Genomic DNA, 25,477 nt, shown 5'->3' on the forward strand with positions numbered 1-25,477 from the left:
CATGAAACTCCGCAAACTTTGGCAACACCTGCAGCAGCCTCCGAGTGAGGCTGCATTGCGTTTGTCGCTGTCTGAACGCCATGAACGGCGCTGGTTGCTCAGTTTGGCCTTGTTCTTGCTTGTCTTGCTCATTTGGGCGGCCTGGGCACCCGTGGACCGGGTGGTGCGTGCAGAAGGCCGCATCATCCCCTCCACGCGGGCGCAACTGGTGCAGCACCTCGAGGGTGGTATCGTGCGGGACATCCGTGTTCGCGAAGGTCAAAACGTCAAGGCGGGCGACATTTTGCTGAGCTTGTCCGGCACACAGGCCAACACCGATGTGGAGCAGGGCCGAAACCGCATCGTGACCCTCAAATCGCAGCAAGCGCGCCTCAAAGCCGAAGCGGTGGGTGCCGCATTGCCCGATTTTCCAGCGGATGTGCCCGATGCTCAAAAAGAGTTGGAGCGTGCTGCCTTTCGCGAGCGCGCTGACAAAATTCGGGCTGAGCAGGGGGCTTTGCGCCAGCAAATCAACCAGCGCCAATCGGAATTGAACGAGGCCCAAAACCGCCTGAAAAACATGGCCACCGAAGTCGATGTGGCGCGCAAGCAATTGGCGGTCATGGAAGGCCTTTACCGTAAGGGTGCGGGCTCTCAGCTCGAATGGCTTGACGCCCAGGGGCGCTTGCAGCGCTTGAGCACCGCGCAAGGCGACATCACCAGCTCCATTCCCCGGCTGCAGGCGGCCATCGAAGAACAATCGGCCCGATTGAATGAGTCAACCGCCCGCTTTCGCGCAGAAGCGCGGGCCGAGCTGGCCCAAATCAGCGCCGAGATCCAGCGCTTTGAGCTCAATGTGAACAACGACAGCGACCGCCAAGCCCGCAACGATGTGCGCGCCCCGGTGGCCGGTTTTGTGAATAAACTCAATTTCAACACCTTGGGTGGCGTGATTCGCCCCGGCGAGGTGGTGCTGGAAATCACCCCCAGCGAAGGCCCCTTGGCCGTGGAAGCCCGTGTGCGGCCCGACGACAGGGCGCGGCTGCGGGCTGGCCTGCCCACCCGCGTGCTGATTGGTGCTTATGACTACGCCATCTACGGTGCTTTGGAGGGGCAAGTGACTGAAGTCAGCGCCGACACCCTGGCCGACGAAAACGGACAGCGCTACTACCGCGTGGTGATCCAGACGGGACAGGCCAAAGGCGCTTTGGCCGAGCAAGTCATTTTGCCCGGCATGACTGCGCGCGCCGACATCGTGGCGGGCCAACGCAGTGTGCTCAGTTATGTGGTCTCGCCCTTGATGCGCTTTGCCTCGCAGGCCTTGCGCGAACCGTCCTGAACACCTCACCCATTCACCCTGAAACTTTGATTCCATCTATTCACTGAAGCAACCGAGGTCTCCATGAAACGACTCAAACCCTATTACTTTTTTGTCGGTGTGCCGATACTGCTGGTCCTGCTGGGCTTTGTCCTGTTTTCCAAAGAGGTGGCTGGCACCATGCAGGGCAACCCGCACCCGCAGATCAACTATCTGATTTTCCTCTTGATGGCCTTGGGCTCGGGGATGATGCTGCACGCCGTACACCGCATGAACAGAGAGGGTGAATTTATCCAGCGCTTTTTCCGGCAAGCGCGTGACGGTGCACCGCCAGAAACCTTGCGTCAGATGGTGCTGGGTGAGCGTTATGACGTCAGCACCGTGCTGGAAATGCTGGCCGAAACGCAAAATACGCCCATCAGCGATGTGCAGCATGCCGCGCTGGAGTCGGAGGCGCACCGCTTTGAATCTCGCCAGAACATGCGCCTGTATTTGCCGCAGTTCCTGTCGGGCGCCATGGTGGGCTTGGGCTTGCTGGGTACCTTCATTGGTCTGTTGGGCGCTCTGGAAGAGATCGGCAAGCTGATCTCTGCCTTCACCATGGTGGAGTCGGGCAATGCCGCCGCTGCCGTGCGGACCTTGGTGGATCGCTTGAGTTCGCCGATGAAATCCATGGGGGTGGCCTTCAGTGCATCTTTGTTCGGCGTGCTGGGCTCGCTCATCATGAGCGTGCTCATGGTCGGGGTGAAGCGTTGTTCCAGCGAATTGGTGGCAGCCATGCACTCGCGCCTGGTGTACCTGACCGACTTCACCACTCACGCGGCCCCAGAAAACAAGCAAGACCAGTTGACCGCCAGTTTGAACGTGGTGGCTGAGCAGTCGCCCATTTTGAAAGCACTGACCGTGGCCTTGGAGCAGTCCGAGCGCCGGGTGCGCGATCTGATCACCTCACTGGGCACCTTGTCGGCCCGCATTGAGCGTAACGAAGTTCAGCTTTGGGCTGAACTGAGCGAAGGCTTCAAACAAAACCAGCAAGGCCAAAACGCCATGCTCGACAACCTGAACCTGACGGTGCAGGCCGTCCGTGAAATTGCCCGCGAGGTCACGCCCGCCGCCTACCGCGAAAACGCCGTTGTGGCCGCCCTGGTGACCCAGCAAAACCGCTTGGAATCGGTTTTGCAGGTCATGGAGTCCAGCTACGGCCAGTTCAACAAGACCTTGAACCAGCAAAGCGAAGTCTTGCTGCGACAAGAGCAATCGGGTCAGGAACTGGTGCAACTGCGTCAAGCCATGGCCGATCAGCAACGTGGTATTCAGCAGGCACTCAACGCCCTGGGTAGCAGTTTTGCCAGCCTTGACAGTGTGATCCGCGAGCACCAGGAACTCATGGTGCACCAGCGGGCTACGGACGATGTGCACAGCTCGCAACTGGCATCGGCCTTGCGCGAAGAAGGTGAAATTTTGAACCGCCTGATTGGCCGCATCGAAGCTATGCAACATGAACAAGGTGCGCAGCACGAGCGCCATCTGAGCATGCTGTTGCAAGAGCTGCGTCAGCAGCCACCGGCTGCCAGCAGCTGAAGGCTGCCGACCTGGTTCTTGATGACTGCTTGATATTTGACTCTCAGGGAAAAACAAATGGACACCCCACTGACACCCAACGCCCCCATGTTGCCGATACTTTTGGCACAAGCGAGCACGCCCGGCCCCGTGAGGGATGGCGCTGTGGTCAGCGATGCGCCAGTGTCCACAGCGGTGAGCGTCCTGCAGGGGCCGCGCAATGTGAAGGTGGTGGAGAGCAAAGAAGTGGACGGCACCAGCAGCTTCGCGGTGCCTGTCACGAGCAGTCAGGTGAAATCCGTGCAGGTGCTGGATCTGGACATGCTGCTGCTGCTGGACAACGGTGACGGCATCTTGCTGCGTGAAGGGGCTTTTTTGGCGGCCACCAACGCCGTCCAAAAAGTCACTTTCAGCAATGGTTCGCAAATTCCGGTCTCTGAATTTCTTTCTCAAGTGGGGGTCATGAAACCCTCAGAGGCCGCCAGTTTTCGGATCAGCTCCACCGAGTTGACCCTGGTCAACAACGAGCCACGGGGCGGACAGGGCCTGAACTTGGGCAAGGGCGATGATGACGCGCAAAAGGGGCCAGCGGTCGAAGAAGTGACCCAGTTGCTGCAGTCCTTGCAAAACGCCAAGTTGTCCGACGCACCGGTGGCTGAGCAGCGCATCACCCCCCTGAAAATATCGGACAGCCTGGCCGAGCCTGTGGTGCTGCGCCCCGCTTCCTCTCCCGGCACCGAGTTCACCAGCAACAACCAAAACACCTCCAACCTGACGGCTTTGAAAACCCCCAGTCTGACGGGGGCCGTGGACCCCAAAGTCAGCGGTGTTGAATTGGTGGACAGCACCAAAACCTTTGCAAGCACCACCTTCGACAAGATGGTGGGCACGCAGCAGTTGGCGGTGAAAGTGCAAGCCAACGCCAATTCGGTGGCGCCGCCTGAAGCCAGCACCAATCCGGACAGGGCCTTTGCTTTGTTGAATCTGGATGCGCCCACCAACGCCACCCGCATGAAGGTTCAACTCAGCACCTTTGGGTCAGAAACTGCGACAGATTTGCCTGACAGCCTGGGATTCACGCTCAATGGCCAGAGCATCAACAAGGCCACCACAGTGACGGTATCCGTGCCGGTGGCCGACAACAAGATGCAATTGCCCGTGACCTGGAAACTGGCCGACGGGGACGTGACCCCCCACAAATTCCAGATGCTGGTGCAATACCTGGATGCCACTGGCGCAATCATCAGTGGGGTTGATCAGACCCTGACCTTTCAATACCGAAGCATCAACGAGGTCAACCAGGTTTATGAGCTGGACGACAATGGCAACCCCATTCTTCAACTGCCCGCGAATGGCTTCAACTACAACATCACGGGAAGAGACACCGACGACAAGATCCAGGCCTGGATGGGCAACGACGTCGTCAATGGCCAAGGTGGCAATGACTTCATCGAAGGCGGTCTAGGCCATGACAGCTTGTTTGGCGATGTCGGTAACGACAGCCTCTACGGTGGCGTTGGCAACGACCTGCTCGATGGCGGCGTTGGCAATGACCTGCTCAATGCAGGCGAAGGCATCAATGTGCTCAAAGGCGGTTCAGGTGATGACACCCTGAACAGCGGCGCAGGCTCTGACACGCAGGACGGCGGCGACGGCAACGACCTGCTCAACGCGGGCGAAGGCATCAATTTGCTCCATGGCGGTGCAGGTGATGACACCCTGAACAGTGGCGCTGCCAATGACACGCTGGAGGGGGGCAGCGGTAACGACCTGCTCAATGCAGGTCTGGGCGACAACTCGCTGACGGGCGGCCTGGGCCATGACACCTTGAACGCTGACAGCGGCAAAGACACGCTGGACGGCGGCGAGGGCAATGACGTGCTCAATGCCGGTGACGGCCAGAACAGCTTGCAAGGCGGCTTGGGTGATGACACTTTGAACGCTGGCAGCGGCAACGACACATTGGACGGCGGTGAGGGCAATGACTTGCTCAACGCCGGACTGGGGGACAACTCGTTGTTGGGGGGGCTGGGTCAGGACAGCTTGAAAGCTGGCAGCGGCAACGACCTGCTCGAAGGCGGCGAAGGCCATGACCTGCTCAATGCCGGTGATGGCCAGAACACGCTGCTGGGCGGCTTGGGTGATGACACCTTGATGTCTGGCGCAGGCCACGACCTGCTGATCGGCGGTGCGGGTGCTGACGTGATGGACGCCGGGGCGGGCAACAACACCGTGTCGTTTGCACTGGCGCAAGAAGCGGTCATCGTCAATTTGGCTTTGGGAACAGGTCAGGCAGGCGATGCCTTGGGCGACAGCTACACCCGTATTCAAAACGTGGTGGGTTCAAATTTTCATGACCAATTGTTGGGTGATGCACAAAACAACCTGATTTTGGGTGGCCAAGGCAACGACACCCTGGCGGGTGGCGGTGGGCTGGACACCCTTGTGGGAGGGCTTGCGCGTGATGGGCTGGATGTGCTGCCCACAGAGGAAAACACGGTCTCGTATGAAACCGCTGCTGTTAACGCCCTGGTTTCCCTGAGCGATTCAAACCAGAATGCAGGCGCTGCAGCAGGCAACGTCTTGATCGGGATTGCACACTTGCTGGGCGGACAGTTCAATGATCAACTGACAGGCGACACACAGGCCAACCGCCTAACGGGTGGCGCAGGAAACGACACCCTGATGGGTCTGGTCGGTCAGGACAGCCTGGACGGCGGGAACGGCGACGATGTGCTGCAAGGCGGTGTCGGAGACGATGCCTTGGTGGGCGGCTCTGGCCATGACCTGTTGGAAGGCGGGGACGGCAAAGACCAGTTGATGGGCGACGCAGGCGATGACACGCTCATTGGTGGCGTGGGCGCTGACCTCTTGTCCGGCGGCGATGGTTTGGACATTGCCTCTTACCAAACCGCACTGGGCTCAGTCACCGTCAACCTGGCAGAGGCCAGTTTGAATGCAGGTGATGATGGCCAAGGCGACACATTGACCAGCATTGAAGGGGTCATTGGCTCTCAATTCGATGACCAACTGACGGGCAATGAGCTGGTCAACAAACTCTACGGCGGTGGGGGCAATGACATCCTGACGGGTGGTGCGGGGGCAGACACTTTGAGCGGTGGCGAGGGCACTGATACAGCCGCTTATAAAGGTGCCATATCGGGGGTCAAAGCCAGTTTGACGCAACCGAGCGCCAACACCGGTGATGCACAGGGCGATGTCCTGCTCAGCATAGAAAACCTGACGGGCTCTGCCCTTGCTGACACCTTGGAAGGCAATGCCGGGTCGAACGTGTTGTCTGGTAGCGGCGGGGACGACGTTTTGGTGGGCCGTGGCGGTGGAGACCACTACCACGGTGGCGATGGCAGTGACACAGCCGATTACACCGATGCCCTGGACAAGGTGGTGATCAATCTGGCTTATCAGGAAAACAATGCGGGTGCGGCTGCGGGTGACAGCCTGCAGTCGATCGAGCGCGTGGTGGGCAGCCGATACAACGACGAGTTGACGGGCGACACGGGCAACAACGCCCTGGCCGGTGGCGAGGGCAGCGACACGCTCAATGGCGGCGCGGGCCAGGACGCGCTGGACGGCGGTGATGGCACAGACACGGCCACCTATGCCTTTGCGACAGCCAAGGTCGAAGTCAGCCTTTTAACAGGTGGCACGGCTGGCGATGCCGAAGGCGACACCTTCATCAACATCGAAAACCTGGTCGGCACCAACTTTGAAGACAAGCTCGAAGGCAATGGGGCCAACAACGTCATCTCAGGCCTTTCAGGCAGTGACACCTTGGTGGGCGGTGGCGGCAGCGATGTGTTTTATGGCGGCGAAGGCGATGACGTCATGCGCAACACCGGCAACGGGGTGAACCAGTATTTTGGTGGCAGCGCCGAGGCCGACAGCGGCGTGGATGTCGTCTCCTATGAGGGCATCAATACGCCTGTGCGGGTGAGTCTGTTCACGGGCGGCACCAACAACGCCACCGCAGGTCAGCAAGGCAGTACCGAGACGTTTTCAGGCATTGAAAACCTGGTGGGCGGCACCGGCAATGACTGGCTCGAAGGTGACCTCAAAGACAACCAACTGACAGGCGGCACCGGTGACGATAGCCTGTATGGCATGGCAGGCTCCGACATCTTGCAAGGCGGCAGCGGCAACGACTTCTTGGTGGGCGGGGCGGGCAGCGACCTGCTCAACGGAGGCGATGGCACAGACACGGTCAGTTATCAGAATTCAGACCAAGCCGTGACCATTGACATGGCCAGAACTGAGCGCGCCACCAGTGGCTCGACTGATGCTGTGGGTGATGCGTTTGCGTCCGTCGAGGTCTTCGTGGGCAGTCAATGGAGTGACACATTTTTGGCGTCAACGGCCAGCACCTGGATTCGAGGTGGGGACACAGGGGCCACCCGCGTGACCGACACCGTGGACTACAGCGCCTCTGAAATCTCAGGCGACGGCTCGGGTGCAGACGTGGATTTGGCGCGTGACAACCAAACCAGTGCCTCCGTGACTGTGGCAGGTGGACGTGGCGTGGGCGGCGGCAGCTGGGAAGGCGGCATGTCCAAGGGCGACAGCTACGACAGCATCGAAAACATCATCGGCACCAAAGGCCATGATGTGCTTGCAGGCGACGCACAAGCCAACAAGCTCGAAGGTGGGGTTGGCAATGACACACTGATCGGGCGCGCTGGCAATGACACGCTCGACGGTGGTGACGGCATCAACACCGTGAACTATGCAGAGAGAACCAGCGCTTTGTTGGTGAATTTGGACGTGGTCGATGGCAACGGCTTTGTCAGCGTCACCCTGGCCACAGGGGCCAGCGCAGAAGTGGACCTGATCAAAAACATCCAGAATTTGGTGGGCGGCACCGGCAACGACAGCTTGACCGGCAGCGCGGCAGACAACTGGCTCAGTGGGGGCACCGGCAACGACAGCTTGATGGGATTGGGGGGGGCAGACACCTTGCAAGGCGATGCGGGCAATGATTTGCTCAATGGGGGTGATGGCAACGATTCGCTGATCGGGGGCGCGGGCCTTGACACCCTGATCGGTGGTGCCGGAGCGGACGCCTTGATCGGGGGCGCAGCCACTGACGGCTCGGACACCTTGAACGTGGTCAGTTATGAGACGGCGACTGTGGGTGTGACGGCTTCCTTGATCATGCCCTCATCCAATACGGGTGATGCACAGGGGGATGTGTACCAGTCCATCTCGGGCTTGGTGGGGTCTGCACTCAACGATCAGCTCACGGGCAATGCGCAGGACAACACCCTTGACGGTGGTTCTGGCAACGATGTGCTCGATGGCGGCGAGGGCCGTGACAACATGCTGGGGGGGGCAGGCAACGACACCCTCATGGGCGGCGACGGCGCTGATTTGATGGACGGCGGCGTGTCGGACACCACGGTTCCATCGGTGGATGTGGTCACTTATGCCAACTACGACGGCGCCACGGGTTTGGTGATCGACCTGACGAACATGGTGCTGGGTCAAGGTCAGGGCACGCTGTGGGCCAAGGGCGATGTGTTTTCCAACCTCCAAAAAGTCATTGGCACCGCCAAAGACGACACTTTCTGGGCAGGCGGCGCGCCCATGGCCATTGACGGGGGGGCTGACACGCTGTCTGGCAGCAACACGGTCAGTTTTGAGGCCTCCACCAGCGCGGGTGTTTCGGCTTCTTTGATGTCGTCGCCTGGCATCACGCTGACCGGCTGGGCCGTCAACAAAACCTACACCAACATCCAGAATTTGACGGGCACAACGCTGGCCGATGTGCTGGAAGGGGATGCTAAAAACAACGTGCTGAGCGGTGGCGCAGGCGATGATGTGTTCAAGGGCACGTTGGGGCTGGACACCTTGATCGGTGGCGCAGGCAACGACACGGCAGATTTCTCCAGCGTGACCACAGCCCTGAACATGAGTTTGGCCAACGGCACGGTGACAGGCACTGACATCAGCACCAGTTTGCAAAGCATTGAATGGTTGGTCGGCGGCAGCGCAGCTGACACCTTGATCGGCGGTGCAGGCAACGACATCTTGACCGGGGCCGGGGGCGCTGACAGCTATGTGGGCGGGGATGGTGCAGATTTTGTCAACTATGAACGCGCTGGCTTGACGCAGGGTTTGACCATTCGCATGGACAGCGTCGTTGGTGCGACCTTTGATGCAGCTGGCGACACTTTTGCCGCAGACATCGAAGGCGTGATCGGAACCCGCTTTGCCGACAGCTTGTATGGCCGTTCCACCTTCGAATTTTTGCAAGGTGGCGCGGGCGATGACACGCTGTATGGCAGTCTGGGGGCCGATATTCTGGAAGGCAATGCGGGCACCAATACTGCGGACTACAGCGCATCCACGGCGGTCACCATCAATTTGTTGGACGGCACTGCCGAACTGGGTGGTTTTGCGGAAGGTGATCTCCTGCTCAATATTCAACACATTGTGGGCAGCGATTTAGGCGATGCCATGACGGCGGGTACCACGTCCATGCGCTTTGATGGACGCGCTGGCAACGACACCTTGATGGGCGGCGCTGCCGCAGACCGGCTTGATGGTGGTGCAGGGAATGACAGCCTGACAGGCAACGCTGGCAACGACAACTTGTTGGCGGGTACGGGCTTGGACACGATGAGTGGCGGTGATGGTGATGACTGGTTGAATTTTTCGGGTAAGACCTTGACTTCCGACCGGGGCTTGGGGGGTGCTGGTGATGACACCTTTGTCTTGGAGAACACCACCGGTGACAGCTTTGTGATGGACGCAGGCTCAGGCACTGACACCCTGAAGCTGCTGGCCCTTGGCAGCAGTTGGACGCTGGACACGTCCACCATTGTGGACAGCAAATTTGTGGGGTTTGAAAAACTGGACCTCAGTGGCAATGGCAGCCAAAACCTGATTTTGACTGCTCAGGGCATCCAGGCTTTGGTGGACCCGGGAAGCAGCGCGTTGAGGTTGACCCTGATTTTGGACAGCGGAGATACCTACAGCGCGGGGACGAGTAACTCACTGGCTCAGGGCGCAGGCAATTTCACCTTGACGGGTGGTGGTTTCTCCGCTTCTGTGAACATTGTGTATGTCAGTGGCACCTGAAAACCTTCACCGCCGCTTGTCCATGACCGCCACATTCACGGCCCAGCACGCTTGCCGTTGGCTTGAGCAAGAAGCGAAGCGTCAGGGCGCATCTCCTGCATCGCGCTGGGCAGAGCTGCTGCAAGACTGGCTGGAGCAAGGCACCGCGCAAGAGGGCATGAGCTGGACCGCCTTGCGCCAAAGCTTGGCCGAGTCTGGCTTGCAGTTGCGTGTGCTGCCGCAAGGCCTGCCTGCTGATGGGCTTGTGGAAGGTTTTTGGCTGTGGCCCCTGGCCTCCGGGCAGTGGACTGCATGCCGGGTGGACGCGGCGGGGCAGGCCCATGATCCGCTGAACGCTGTGCCGTCGGTTGCGGCCATGGCGGACAGGTCTGGCCCGGCCTATCTGATCCAGTCGGTGGGCTTGCCACACCAGCGCGACGGCCACCGCAGCTATTGGCAATGGGTAGCCCAGATTCTGCAGGGTCGTCTGCAAGGTCTCGTGCTGTCGAGCATGCTGATCAATCTGGGCGTGATCAGCTTGCCGCTGTTTTCCATGCTGGTGTATGACAAGGTCATGCACAACGGCATTTTTGAAACCCTGTGGGCCTTGGCCATCGGCGTGTTGTTGGCATTGGCGCTGGAGGTGATGCTGCGCTGGCTGCGTGCCCGCCAGGTCGAGCGCCTGGCCCAGGTGCTCGACCAGCGTGTGGATGCGGTGCTGTTCCAGTCCCTGCTTCAGCCCAGCGGCCGTGCGGGCAGTCAGCCGGGCATGACGGCACGCTTTGTTTCGCTTTACCGCGATTTGTACAGTGCACGCGATTTTTTCTCGGCCCACTATTTGCTGGCCCTGGCCGATGTGCCCTTCATCTTCATCCTGTGGGCGGTGATTGGCTGGATCGCCTGGCCACTGCTTTTGATGCTCATGGTCTGGACGGCCGTTTATGTGGTCTGGGGCACTTGGATCAAGAACCGATCCAAACACATTGGCAGCCATGCCAGCCAGTTGCAAACCGGCAAATTCGCTTTGCTGGCTGATGCCCTGTCCTCCATGGACGCTTTGCGCACCAGCCATGTGGGTCAGCGCTTTCAGGCCCGCTTTGCCAGCCTGTCGCAAGACCACGCCGACTTTCAGGCCTTGCAGCGTCACGAGATGACGCGCCAGATGCTGCTGAGCCAGGCGGTCTACATTGGCTGCTCGGTGAGCTTGCTGGTGTTGGGGGCGTATTTGGTGTTTGACCAGTACATCACCCAGGGTGCCATGGTGGCGGTGGGTATGCTGGCCGGGCGCACCTTGGCTTCCGTGGGGCAGGCCCTGCTGACGCTGGGGCGTTGGCGCGAGCTGCAAGATGCCCTGGCTGCGCTCAATCCGTTTTTGCACGCGCCATCGCCCGATGCCGATCCCGTGGCCGACGCGCCTGCGCGGGCGGTCGAGGGGGACATCAAGCTCTTGCAGGTCGGCCATGGTTATGGCGGGCAAGCCCAAGCGCTCAAGGACATCACGCTGCACATCGGTGCTGCCGAACGCGTGGCATTGCTGGGCCGTCCGGGCTCGGGCAAGTCCACCTTGGCCAGAGTCCTGGCCCGTGCCATTGATCCGACGGCAGGTGAGGTGCGGGTGGACGATGTGGCACTGGCGGCTTACCCGCTGCACAGCCGCGCCAACTGGCTGAGCTTCAAACCACAAGAAGCCACCTTGGTGGCGGGTACGGTCGAGAGCAACATCCTGGCCGGTCTGGCCTTGGCTGCCAGCCCCGAGCAGCGCCTGCAGGCCTTGAAGCGCGGCTTGTACCTGTCGGGACTGGATGTCGATCTGGGCAATGGCAGCTTGAGCCTGAGCCAGGCGGTGGAAGAGTACGGCAGCAACCTGTCCGGTGGACAGCGCCAAAAGGTGGCGCTGGCGCGAGCCTTGGCTGTGGACGCGAAAGTGTTGATCCTGGACGAACCGACCAATGGCCTGGACCCTGAATCCGAGAAATTGCTGGTGCAGCGCCTGGCGCAACTCAAGGGCACGACCTTGATTTTGGTCACCCACAGTGCGCGTGCCCTGGCCCTGTGCCCCCGCGTGGTGGCGCTGGACCGTGGCCGCGTGGTGGCCGATGGGGCCACGCGTGAATTGGTCAAAGTGGACCCGGTGCCCGGCGCTTGACGCCAGGGCCAGATATCAATAATTGGGAGTTTTTCAATGAATACCGTCACCCTGCGTGTGCCCCACATCACCCAAGCCATTGAACGCGGTCAAGTGCTGGCTTTGCAAGACGTGCTGCGCCTAGAGCGGGCAGGCGATGATCTGCTGGTTTGGGTGCAGCAGGTGGACGGCTCGGTGCAGTTGCTGCGCTTGACGGGTTTTTACGAGGCGGGGCGGGATGCGGTGGTGGAGGTGACTGAGGCCAATGCTTCTGGCGGCACGGTACTGCGCGTGACGGCTCAGACGACGGTGCCCCCCACGGTGCTCGATAAACAGTCGGCCCTCGGCCCCTCTGCGCAAGAGGTCGAAGAAGGTCATGGCGATGTCTTGTGGTTGCAGTTGCTGGCCCGCGACGGGCTGACCCAGGATGCGCTTTGGGGCGATCTGCTCGGTGCTGTGGATGCCGGCAGCAATGTGCTGGCGGGCGTTTACCAGCCTGTGGCACAGCCAGAAGCGCTGCTCAAATTTTCTGATTTGCTCGATACCACGGCGCGGGACTTGATTGACTTGAGCGCGCCTTCCTTGACCATGATCGCGCCGCCACAGCTGAAAGATGGAACGGTCAATCTGAATGATGCCTCGGCAGGCATCGATCTGCGGGGTCAAACAGAGCCGAATCTGAGTGTCACGGTGACGCTGCAACAAGGCGCGCAAGTGTGGACCTTTCAGACCTCCGCGAATGGGCAAGGTGCCTGGGCCTTGAGCCTGAGCTCTGCCGATTGGGTCCGTTTGCAAGATGGCCCGGCGACCCTGAGCGCCCGCACCCAGGATGGGGTAGGCAATGCGACATCGGCCACTTTGCCCGGCTTTGAGGTGCATTTGACACCGCCTGCCGCGCCCACGGCGGTGATGGAAAAAACCGGCACCAGCGCCGTGCAAACCAATGACAGCACGCCAGGCTTCACCGGCACAGGCCCTGCGGGGGGCAAGGTGCGCTGGGTGCTCGATGCCAACAAAGACGGCCAGGTCGACGCCCTTGAAAGTGTGTTTGAGGTGGGCGTTGGGGCCAACGGCCGGTACAGCACCACTTTGGCCAACTTGCCTGCGGATGGCACCTACCAATGGTTGCTGCAAAGCGTGGACACCTACGGCAACGTCTCGGCCACCACCACCACGGTGGCGCTGACGCTGGACACTTCTCCCCCCATGCTGAGCCTGAACAGACCGGCGGCGTTGGATGACCAGCAGATCTCTGCGGCCGATGCCGCCGCTGGCACCCCGTTCAGCGGCAGGGCAGAGCCGAATCTTGCGGTGACGCTCACGCTCACACAAGGCACAAATGTCTGGACATTTCAAACCCAGGCCAATGCACAAGGCGACTGGACTTACACCCTGAGTCAGGCCGACTGGGCCAGGCTGCAAACAGGCTCTGCCACCTTGAGTGCCCGCAGTCAGGACGTTGCGGGCAATGTGGGGCAGGCCAGCTTGGCGGAATTTGCCGTGCGCATCATCCCCCCCGCTGCGCCCACGGCGGTGATGGTCAAAACCGGCACCAGTGACCTGCAGACGAACGACAGCACCCCGGGCTTCACAGGCACAGGCCCGGCAGGCGGCAAAGTGCGCTGGGTCCCGGACGACAACCGCAACGGGGTGATTGACGGCAATGAAAGTGCCGACCTGTTTGAAGTGAGCGTGGATGCCAACGGCCAATACAGCACCCAGCTGCCGGCGTTGCCCGAAGACGGTTCCTACCAATGGGTGCTGCAAAGTGTGGACATTTACGGCAACCTCTCGACCACCACCACCACGGTGTCGCTGGAGTTGGACAGGCAAGCCCCTGTGCTGACCCTGAATGCAGTCACAGCCGATGACAAGATCGGGTATCAGGAGTTTGTAGCCACTACGGGCATTGTGTTGTCCGGCACGGGCGAAGCCAAAGGGTCGGTGGTGCTGAGCTTGTCTCAAGGCAGCGTCAGCGCCACCCTCGATCCTGTGCAGGTGGATGCCGCAGGCCGCTGGTCGGTCACGGTGAGCAAAGCGCAGTGGGCGGCATTCAGCACAGGGCAGGTGCTGGTCGGCGTGGCCCATACGGACGCCGCAGGCAATGTGGCGACAGCGCTTACTCACAGCGTGCCCATTCGGACCACCGCTGTGACTCCCGTGAGTACCATCGCGCTGGCCGACAACCAGGACACCGGGCGCGACGCCACGGATGGCGTGACCTCCATAGCCGCGCCGCAAATCAAGGTGTCCGCGGCCCCTAACAGCTGGGTGCGTTTGCTGCGAGATGCCAACACCGACGGCATTTTGCAAGCCGGTGATGCGGTCTTGGCCGAGTTGCAAACCGATGCCTCAGGGCAGGTGTTGTGGACGCCCAGCTCAGCGCTGAGCGAGGGGGTGCAACACATTCTGGCCTTGGGCTGGGACCCGCAGACGGGCAGTTATTCCAATGTGGACCCTGCGACAGGTCAGGTGTCTCAAACTTTGCCCCGCTTGATGCTGACCATCGACACGCAAGCACCGGGTTCGCCACAGGTCAATGCAGTGGCCTTTGACAACATCATCATCCCGGCTGAAAGCCAAACAAACCAAACCATCAGCGGCACCGCAGAAGCATCGGCCGATGTGTCGCTCACCTGGAGCCGGGGTTTTAACCCGGTCACCGTGCGTGCCGACACCGCGGGCAACTGGCAATACACCCTGACGCCCGAATTGATGACGGCTTTGGGTGCTGGCGAGGTGACCCTGACCGTGAGCCAAACCGATCTGGCGGGCAACGTGGGCACCGGGACAGGCTCGCTGCAGTTCACCGTCGACACGGCGGATTTGCCAGCCCCTTATGCACTGGCCCTGGCCGCAGGCCTGGACACCGGCCGCAGCCCCACAGACCATGTGACCCAAACCCAGGCGCTCACGGTGACGGGGCGCAGCGGGGCGGGCGATGCCATTGATGTGTTCAATGATGTCAACAACAACGGGGTGATGGACGCTGGCGAGACGCTGGGCAGCACCACGGCCGATGGCCAAGGTCTTTTCAGCGTGAGCCATACCTTTTTGGTGGATGGCAGTTTCAAGCTGCGAGCCATCGCCAAAGACAGCTCTGGCAAAGAAAGTGGTGCCAGTCAGGCCTTGACTGTGACGGTGGACACCCAGGTCAACCCGGTCACCGATCTCAAGGTGTCTGACAACGACGTGATCAATCTGGCCAAACAAAGCAGTGGCGTCAACATCAGCGGCAAGGGCGAAGCCATGGCCGATCTTGCACTCGTGTTCAAGGGCACGGGCAACCAGGTCTTGTCCACTGCCACGGGCAGGGTCGATGCACAAGGCAATTGGTCGGTGACCCTGAGCGCGGCACTGATTGACCAGCTGGGACAAGGCACGGTGCGTGTCGAGGTCACGCAGACCGATGCAGCGGGCAACCTCTCTGTGGTGCAAACGCGCGACTTTGATGTGGACACCGTGCCACCCGATGCCCCTGCTTCGGGCAGTGTCCAAACTGCGCAGGACTTGAATGCCCAAAGCGAGCTCGAAGGCGGTCTCCAATGGCAAGAGCTGGCAGATGGCACCTCAGTGGCCGTGGCCTTGCCTGCCAATTTGGGGGCAGACGGTGTGGTGGTCTTGACCTGGGGCAACCAGGTGTTGCGTTACCAGGTCACGTCCGACGATTTGGCGGCCGGTGTGGCGCAAGTGGCGGTGTCCGCCGAAACCATTGTGGCGGCTGGGGACAACGTCGCTTTGAGTGTGAGCGCCGTGTTTGAAGATTCGGCGGGCAACTTCGGCCCCTGGACGGGCAGTCAGGTTCAACCCTTGCAGGTGCTCAGTGGCCTGGCGGTCAGTTTTTCCGAGCGCCCCCCGGGCCTGGTTCCCTTGGTCGACGACTATGGCCGCATCATGAGTGGCACTTATTACACCCAGAAGACAGAAGATTTTCGGGTGCAGCTGTCAGGTGCTGCGGGCAGCAATGTGGTCATTTATGAAGACACCAATGGCAACTCACAGTTTGACAACGACGAGCGTTTGGCCCGTGTGCAGCTGGACAGTTCAGGCCAGGGTCTGGCCATCCTCGCATTGACCGAGGGCCTCCATCGGCTGCAGAGTTTTGCCACTTTTCAAGGCCTGGAACAACCTACTTTTCAAAGCGAGTTGCTGGTGGTGGTGGACACCGGCGTGCCTGCACAGCCCCGCGTGACGATCTACGACGACAAGGTCAACGCTGCCGAGCGCGATGCGGGTGTCCTGGTCAGTGGAACTGCCGAGGCCCATGCCGAGCTGAAAGTCAGCCTGTTCAACACGCGCACAGGGGTTGCAGGACAGCCCTTTACTGTCTTGGCCAACAGTGCGGGGCAGTGGTCAAGTCGCATCTCGCTCGGACAATGGGCCGAAGTGGGCGATGGCCCCTTGCAGTTGTCGCTCACGCAAACAGACCTGGCGGGCAACACCAGTGCGGCCCAGTCGGTGGCCATTTCTCTGGACACCACCATCTTGGCACCTACGCTCAACAGCGTGTCCACCAATGACTGGGTCAACGCCCAGGAAATCAGCGATGGGTCGGTGACCGTGAGCGGTGGCGCTGAAGCCTTGGCTTGGGTATCGGTCACACTCTTGGGGTCTTCAGGCAGCTATGGCACATCCGTGCAGGCTGATGCCAACGGCTATTGGTCTTTGCCTTTGACTTCCACCGTGTTGCGCACCCAATTGGGTGAAGGAACGGTGGCCGTGAGTGCCCGCCAGACCGATGCGGCAGGCAATGTGTCCGAGTCGGTCAGCCGCACATTCAAAATTGACACCCTGGTGGATGCGCCTGTGCTGGACACCATCAGCGGCAACAACAGAGTTAATGCTGTCGAGGCTGACCAAGGCGTGCAGCTGACCGGCTCAGGCGAGCCTGGTGCCACGGTCATGGTGGTGTGCACTCTGGGTGCGCAGTCTTTGGCCCCCCGCACGGCGGTGGTGGGCAGTGGCGGCCGCTGGCAATTGAGCCTGAACAGCGAAGCCTTTGAAACTTTGGGCGATGGCAATTGGGTCGTGTCGGTGTCGGAAGTTGATCAGGCCGGCAATGTCTCAACGGCCACCTTGGGCGCACTGACGGTGGACCGCAGCCCGATTGCAGGGTCGGTGCGCGTCAACCCGCTGAGCACGGACGATGTGGTGAGCTTTGCCGAGCAAGGCAGTCAGCTGGTGATCTCGGGCACCGGCCCCATTGGCACGCAGGTGTCTTTGAGTTTGCAAGGCAGTTTGGGAAGCGTGAAACTGCAAGCCTTGGCGTTGGTCGATGCCCAGGGCCAATGGCAAGCCACGCTCACAAGTCAGCAGATGCGCGGGATTTTGGGCAGCGGCACTGTGCAGGTTCAGGCCTGGGCGGTGGACCCGGCGAGCGACCGATCCACCGCCGTCAACACCGTGGTGGAACACAGCTTTGAGCTTGAAGCCGCTGTGCCTGCGCCCACCCTGAATCAGACGAGTGGCGATGGCTTCATCAATGCCGTGGAAGCGGCCAATGGCGCTGTTGTCTCCGGCACGGGTGTGGCGGGCAACTTTGTCACCCTGAGCCTGACCGGGACAGCAGGCAACATCACCCGTGTGGTGCAGGTGGGGCAAGACAACACCTGGCAAGTCAGTCTGGGTTTTTCGGACGTGCAGACCTTGGGTCAAGGCGCTGTTCAGGTCCAGGCGATTCAGCGCAATGGTTTGAGTGCTTCAGCCATCAGCTCTGTGGCTGCTGCGCAGCAGTTCATCATCGACACCGAGATCCCCAATGCTGCGCTGCCCAGCGATCAAAGCGCCGCCAATGACTATAACGCCAGTCACGAACTCGCTTCGGGCGTCACCCCTGAAGAGGCCGCCGCAGGCGTCAAAGTGGCGGTGCCCTTGCCTGCCAATGCCCGTGCAGGTGACATCCTGCAGTTGTTCTGGGGCGATCAGCAGGTGGTGCATGTGCTCACAGCCGCGCAACTGGCGGCCTTCTCCGGCAATGATGCCCGGCTGATGGTCATCACGGTGCCCGGCAACACCATTGCCCGCCAGGGCGATGGGGCGGTCGATGTGCGTGTGCGGGTCACCGACCTGGCGGGCAATGTGGGTGAAATGTCTACGCTGGTGTCGCAAGTGGCGGTGGATGCGCCGCCTTTGGCGCCGCAAATGGATACCGTGATGGTCGACGGGTATGTGAACCTGGCCGAATTCACCGCAGACCAAACCACGCCGGGTAGTCTCTCGATTTCCGGCACCACATCGACCGATGGGGCGGTGTCGGTGGTGTTGAGCCGCACGGTGGGCGGGACCCCGATCACCATCACCCTCTCGGGCACCGCAGTGGGTGGCATCTGGAAGGTGCTGCTCAGCCATACCCAGCTGAGCACCTTGGGTGAAGGCACGATTGAGGTCGCCGCCCAACTGACCGATGGCGGCGGCGTCAAGTCCGCCTGGAGCAGTGGCAGCTTTGTGTTCGATAAAACCCTACCGGAACCAGTGACCCTTGCCCATGACCAGGCTGCTCAGGCGCAAAACGCCCGGGGCGAGTTGGCCGGTGGTTTGATCGTCATGCCCGACAACCGGAACCTGACCGAAGCCACCGATGGCACCGTGGTGCATGTGGGCTTGGCGGGCGATGCGCAATCGGGCGATGAAGTCCTCTTGTACTGGGGTAGCGCCACGGGAAGCGGGGGTGTCGAAGTGCGCACCCGCTTGACGCAATCCGATGTGAACCAGGGTTTTGTGGCGGTGACCGTGGCCGAGTCGGTCATCACCCAGGTGGGCGATGCCAGCAGCCTGCGCGTGGAGGCGCGGTCGGTGGACCGGGCGGGTAACGAGGGTGCGCGATTTTTGGTCTGGCAAGGCACAGTCGATGCCTTGCCAGAGGCACCCACGATTGTGGCCGTGTCTGCAGACGGACAGGTCAACCAGCAAGAAAGCCTGTCCAACGTCTTGATTGAAGGTGCGGCCACCTTGGAGCAGGTCGTCACGGTCAAGATTTTGGTAGGGAATGCCACCAAGTTTGAGAAGACTGCCACCACCTCTGAGCGCAATGGTCAGCCCCACTGGTGGGTGTCCTTGACGCCCTCTGAGCTGGCCACACTGGGCCAGGGCGCGGTCGATGTCCAGGCCTATCAGACCGACGGCACAGGCAACCCTTCCCGCTTGGCCAGCAGCCGTTTTGTGATCGACACCTTGCCGCCAGCAGCGCCCACCGTGGATGCGGTGACGGCCGACAACCGCGTCAGCTTTGCCGAGTCACAGGCCGGGGTGAGGGTCAGCGGCACAGGAGAGCCGGGGGCTTCGGTCAGCTGGGTGCTGACCGATGGGGCTGGGCACCTGGTCAGCAGGACCAGCATTTTGGTCAACCCCCAGGGTGTATGGTCCGCGCCTGTGCTCGCGGCCGATTTTGCGCAGCTGGTGCAGGGCACACTGAAAGTGACCGTGCTGCAATCTGACGCAGCGGGCAACGTTTCGCCATCCACGGAAAAGACCTTCACCTATGTGTCCGAACCTGTGAGTGTGCCCACCATCACCAGCGTCAGCGGGGTCAGCAGCAGCGACATTTATTTCAATGCCCAGGATCAAATCACCTCAGGCGACCAACTGGTGGTGAGCGGCTCGGGTGTATCGGGCCATCAGTTGCGTCTGGATGTGCGTGTGGCCGGTGTGTCTTATGTCATTCCTGCCGTGACTGTAAGCAACAATGGCAGCTGGACAGTCACCCTGACGGCTGAGGATTTGAGCCGCATCGGTCAAGGCGTGACGCAAATCCAGGCGGTGCAGATCAACGCGGCGGGGGATGAATCCTTGCCTCGGGTTTTTGACACCTTTGTCATCGACACGGTCTTGCCACAACTCAATGTGGCGCAGCTGTCTGCCAATGGACTCAATGGCAACGCCAAAGAGGGGGATGTCATCACCGTGACGGTGCAATTGTCCGAGACGGTGAACGTGACCCTGAACGGTGCCGCTTTGCCCAAAGTGGGGCTGCTATTGGGGAGCCAAACGGTGTACGCCCATTACAACGCCACTGCCAGCCAGCTGGCGGGCGGCAATCGGGCGGTATTCACCTACACCGTTCAGCCTGGCGATACCGACAGTTCGGGCGGTGTGGAATGGGTGACTTCTGCCGGTCAGGTGGCGGTGGACTGGAACGGTGCGGTGGTCCAGGACGCCGCCGGCAATCCGGCAGGCTCCACCATTGCCCAGGGCATGTCCAACACGGTGCGGGTTGACACCTCGGCGCCCAGTGCGCCCAGCATCGGTGGTTTGGTGACGCCTTCGGGTGACGTGAATGGGGCCGTGGCCGCTTCTTCCCTGGGGGGCGACTACATCAACAAAGTGGAGGCCAACCAGAACCAGGTGGTGGTCAAGGTCAATCTGTCCGGCACCGGGGCTTTGGCGGGGGACCGTTTGCAGCTGTCTTGGGGCAGCCAGCAGCTCAGCCCGAAAGTCTTGTCTGACGCCGAAATCACGCAGGGGTTTGCCTCGGTCACGGTGCCTGCCAGCACCATTGGCAATGTGGAGGGCAACATCGCCATCACCGCCAAATTGGTGGATGCCGCAGGCAACGTCTCGTCCAATTCTTTGCCGCTGGAGGTCAAGGTGGACACCATCGCGCCTGCGGCCTTGTCCGTGGACGCGGTGCTGGCAGACGACCGGGTGTCCTTTGCAGAGGCGCAAGCACTGCTGGCCTTGGGTGCAGGTGTCTCTTCGGCGCTGGATGTGAAGGGCTCAGGGGTGGTTGCAGGGGCCACGCTGCATGTGGTGCTTCGTCAGGCGGGCCTGGCCAGCGACATCGTGTTGACACCTGTCATCAGCGGCACGTCTTGGTCCATCAAGGCGGGCGACCTGGGGCAAGCCCTGGCCCTGCTGCAAGATGGTTCCTGGGACTTGGTGGTCTACCAGACCGATGCCGCAGGCAACGACAGCACGCAGACGGTGCGCAGTGTGTTGCTGGACCGCGATGTGCCCGCAGCACCCACCATCTTGAGCCTGCCCCAGGCGGGCGACGGCTGGATCAATCTGGCCGATGCCACCCTGGGGGTGAGCGTGAACGTGTCCCTGGCAGGAACGCGGGCCAAGGCGGGTGATGCCTTGGTGGTAACGGGCTTTCCCTCCGAGCATCGCGTGATCTTGAAAACGGCGGATTTGGTGGCGCAAACCATCACCGTGCTGGTGCCTCAAGCGCTCATCATGCAATCAGCGGGCACAGCCCCCCAGTCACTGAACATCGCGACCTACATCGAGGATTCCGGGGGCAACAAATCCTTGCCTTCCAATGTCATCCCGGTCGAGCTGGACACCCTCATCTTGCCGCCTGTGGTGGTGGCGACCACTTTTGCTGATGGCATCACTTCGGCAGAGGCCAGTCTGCCCACGGGGCAGGTGTTCACGGGCAGGGGCGTCGAAGCGGGCGCTGCGGTGGTGGTGGTCATGCAAGGCGCTTTGGGCGACAGCCTGCGCTTTCCCACCACAGGACGCGACGATGGCACGTTTGCCGTCACCGTCATGCCTTCGGATTTTCGTATTTTGGGCTCCGGGTCGGTGTCATATACCGTGATTCAGACCGACAAGGCGGGCAACGTGTCGACGGCGACATCCGGCTCTTATAACGTGACCCTGACCCTGTCTTCGCCGACCTTGTTTGACCTGACAGGGGATAACCTGATCAATGCGCTAGAAGCCGCGACCACACAAACACTGAGCGGTTTGGCCCAGGCAGGCGCACAGGTCAAGCTCCGGTTTTTCAATGCAGTGACCAATGTCGAATTCTTGCCCGAGAAGACGGTGACGGCGACAACAGCTGGGACCTGGTCTGTGCCATTGACAGCGCAAGAACTCCAGAGCCTGTCTCCTTCTGGTGCGGCAACTGTTCTTGTCAAGGCACAGCAGAGTATCAACGGTCAGACTTCGGACTCCAGCACCTTGAGTTTTCTGATCGATCGTGTTCCTCCTGCGGTCTCGGGTGCGGTCACCTTGTTTGATGCGAATTTGGATGGTGCCAAAAACGATGGCCTGGTGCTGACCTTCTCTGAACCTGTGCTTTTCAGTTCGTTGAATGCCCTGTCGAGTTTCACCTTGCCTTCCGGGCGCACATGGGGCACGGGCGCGCGCATTGAGTCCTTTCAATCTCAAACCCTCAATGGCGCTGAATACACCTCCACCCTGAAGATTTTTCTGGGTACAGGGGCCAATTTGGTGGCGGGCAACACCATCACCTTGGCCAGAGCCCAGGTGACCGATGTGGTGGGCAACACCGCTGTGTCCAATGCCGTATTCACCGTGCCCAGTCTCACGATTCCGGGCACGCCCGTACCCCCGGTGACGATTGCCACGGACAACCGCATCAATGCCACCGAGTTGACCCAATCCACGGCCGTGGCATTCAGCCATGCAGCCGCCACTGCGGGGACACAATTGGTGGTGTATCTGGACGGCACCGAGGTCAAGCGGCAGAACATGAGCATCAATGCCACCAGCACATCGGTGTCCCTGACCGTGGCAGAGTGGGGTGCGGTGTCGGGGCAGAAGTCTTTGGTGGCACAAATTGTCAACCCGACCACCGGAGCCACAGGCGCCTTTTCCACGCCCAAACCGATTGCCCTGGATTTCGCGGTGGAGAGCGCCGTGCAATTGGCAGTGGCATCCGACACGGGCACGCTGGGGGTGTTTAACAGCGGGGACAAGGTCAGTCTGGTCTTCAAAGAGGCTGTGAATCTGACCACAGCCGCCTTGCCCGCAGGACTGAAAGCAAGCGGTCTGGTGGCGGTGGACGGCATCAAGCAAGTGGGCGATACCAACACCTATGCCACGACTTGGCAGGTGACCCTGGGAACAGGCACGACTTTGCAAGCCGGGCAGATCGTGAACCTGAGTGCCGTTCGTGACATGGCGGGCAACACGGCCAACCTCAGCACCACCGTCAGGGCGGATGTGTTCACGCCCAACCCCACGCTGGTGATTGACACCGTGGCGAGTAACAACGTGCTCGATGCCAGCAAGAAGGCTGCCGGTGTGGCGGTGAACATTCAGTTGACGGGTGCCCAGGCAGGCGATGTCATCCAATTGACCATGGATGGCGAGGTGGTGGGCACCTCCACAGTTCTGAGCAATGGTCAGACCAGCGCGGCCTTCAACTTGTCATCCAGCACCTGGGGTGGAGATGGGGAGCACGTGCTGCGCGCCAATCTGCTGCGTGCAGGGCAAACCACCAGTTCATTGAACCGCTCGGTGTATGTGGCCGCAGAGCAAAAGCATTGGTCAACCGTCTATGCCGATACCTTGTGGTTTGACCCGGACACCTTGATGAGCCTCAAGGATGGCAGCCAGGTCACGAGCTGGAAGTCCAGCAATGGCACGGTTACGCTGGTGCCACGCATGGGCTCTGTCCCCAAGCTCACAGATGCCTCGGGGCATGTGGCTTTGTATTTCAACGGGGCCTCGTCGTTGTACACAACGCAGAAAACGGCCGCCCCCAGGCTGGATGTGACCGGCTATTCGGACTTTTCCATGCTCAAGTTGCTGGGCTATCCCCCTGCATGGGGCTACACCATGACACGCGAGGTCGACAGCAGTGTCTCGGGCACGGTGTATGCATTCCGCCATCATTTTGGGGGGGTCAACACATCCTTGTCGTCACATTTTGCAGGCAAAGGGGTCAACGTGGTCACCAATGCTGCGACAGTCAGTTCATGGATGGTCATGAATGGTTTCAATGACACCGTTTCAGGTTCCATTGCCGTGAATAACCGCGTGCTGAGCACAACCTTGGACACCACCATGGTTCAAACCGGGATGAAGTCGTCTCCTGGCAGCGTGGGCACGTTGGCGGTTGGAGCCTCAGGGTGGACGACTTCGGGTGGCGCAGAATTTGTCACCGGGGTCATGGGTGACCAGATTGCTTTCAATCAAAACTTGACTGCAGCCATGCGAGGCGAGGTCTCGACTTATCTGGCCGCCAAGTACCAGACCGTGGGGCGCCTGGTGGCGGCCACCGGGACGGCGCAGACCTATGACTTGTCCCTCAGCCAGAATGCCACGCCCATTCTGGATGATCTCTTGCAGCTCAACGCTTCCGATTGGGGTGCAGGCAAGGACCTCGTGATCACGGCTGGCGCAGACTATGTCAACACCAGCGCGGGCGATGACCGCATTGAAATCAAGGATGCCATGTTCCGGCACATTGATGGCGGCAAGGGCTTTGACACCTTGGCCTGGTCGAATGCCTACAGCGGCAGCTCCAGACTGACTTTGTCGGATTTTGTGTCCAATTTCCGGGGCGACTCGGGCACTTCGGCAGACAACACCCGTGTCAATGCAGCTGGCTATCACCGTTTGTTGGGCATTGAACGACTTGAATTGACGCAGTCTGCACTGGCATCAGGGGCTACGGGCAAGCAAGTGCTGACCATAGCGGCGGCTGATGTTGGTCAATTGTCTGACAACAATTCGCTGGAAGTCGTCTTGGGCGGTCAGGATGTCTTGTTGACGAATGGCTTCACAAGCCGGGTGGCTGGCAACTTCTTGAGCAATGGCATTCACTTCGACACGCGCTATCAAAGCAGCGTCAATGGTGAAGAGGTCAGCTTGCTCGTCAAGGGTGGCTCGGGTGACCCTGATCCGAGTGATGTGACTTTGATGGGCAGTGCCTTTCAGCTGAATTTTTCTGCAGCCATGTATGGGGCTGCGCCAGTGGTGGGGGATTTTTCGATCAAGGCCTGGTCCAATGGAACGTTGCCTGGATTGACGTCGGTCGATTCGGTCAATGTGAAGCAAGGCCTGTATTTCGGCTTCAACGCGGCGGTGACCGAGTCCTTGCGCATCGACTATACGGGGACCTTGGCCGATGAAACAGGGCGCGGTTTTCTGCACAAAACCTGGGGCGTGGGAACGGATAGCAACGATACCCTGGATGCCAGCTCCTGGACGGTGGCTGCGGCCATTTTGGGTGGTGGCGGCAACGACGCCATCACGGGAGGGGCCAACGCTGATTTGCTGATTGGGGGGCTGGGGTCCGATCGCTTGACAGGCGGTCTGGGTTCTGACCGGTTTGTTTACAAAACCGTTTACCAAGGCGTCGGCGGTGCCGGGGGGCTGGGCGGTCTCACCGGGGACGTCATCACCGACTTCAACACCTCTTTGGGCAAAGATGCCGATGTGCTGGACATGTCGGACCTGTTTGCCAGCAGTCTGGGTGCCACGGGGCAAGCCTCAAGCGATGCTACCAAGCTCATTCAAGGCGGCTACATCGATTTGGTCAAAACCAATACCGGCAAGGACTTGCAGGTCTTTGTGGACCGCGACGGTGGCGGTGCCATGGGTTTGCTGGTCACGCTGCAAAACGTGGACAGTTACATGACCTCCACGGGCGAAACCACCGAGCAGCTGCTGCAACGCTTGTTGACTGAAGGGCGCATGCAAGTCACACACGCCTGATG

Annotated in this window: 5 protein-coding genes; all 5 read left to right on the forward strand. The window is 60.6% G+C overall.

Annotation, left to right across the window (positions count from 1 at the left end; all coding sequences use genetic code 11):
* Position 1: 1 nt before the first annotated feature.
* The 5 genes from H663_RS25630 (at position 2) to H663_RS25650 (ending at position 25,475) form a co-directional block, all read left to right on the forward strand.
* Positions 2-1,318 carry an HlyD family type I secretion periplasmic adaptor subunit gene (locus H663_RS25630; protein ID WP_053169475.1) on the forward strand — a complete coding sequence of 439 codons (1,317 nt, stop codon included), beginning with the start codon at positions 2-4 and terminating at the stop codon, positions 1,316-1,318.
* 63 nt (positions 1,319-1,381) lie between these two features.
* Positions 1,382-2,878 carry a coiled-coil domain-containing protein gene (locus tag H663_RS25635; RefSeq protein ID WP_053169473.1) on the forward strand — a complete coding sequence of 499 codons (1,497 nt, stop codon included), beginning with the start codon at positions 1,382-1,384 and terminating at the stop codon, positions 2,876-2,878.
* Positions 2,879-2,935: 57 nt separating this feature from the next.
* Positions 2,936-9,955, forward strand: coding sequence for a calcium-binding protein (locus tag H663_RS25640; protein ID WP_053169471.1), 7,020 nt, complete (start codon positions 2,936-2,938; stop codon positions 9,953-9,955).
* Positions 9,939-12,080 (forward strand): peptidase domain-containing ABC transporter, encoded by a 2,142-nt coding sequence (locus tag H663_RS25645; RefSeq protein ID WP_053169470.1) that lies wholly within the window; start codon positions 9,939-9,941, stop codon positions 12,078-12,080. The genes H663_RS25640 and H663_RS25645 overlap by 17 nt, the downstream gene beginning before the upstream one ends.
* 36 nt (positions 12,081-12,116) lie before the next feature.
* Positions 12,117-25,475 (forward strand): Ig-like domain repeat protein, encoded by a 13,359-nt coding sequence (locus tag H663_RS25650; RefSeq protein ID WP_053169468.1) that lies wholly within the window; start codon positions 12,117-12,119, stop codon positions 25,473-25,475.
* Positions 25,476-25,477 lie beyond the last annotated feature (2 nt).

It is taken from the genome of Limnohabitans planktonicus II-D5, from assembly GCF_001270065.2.
Lineage (GTDB): Bacteria > Pseudomonadota > Gammaproteobacteria > Burkholderiales > Burkholderiaceae_C > Limnohabitans_A > Limnohabitans_A planktonicus.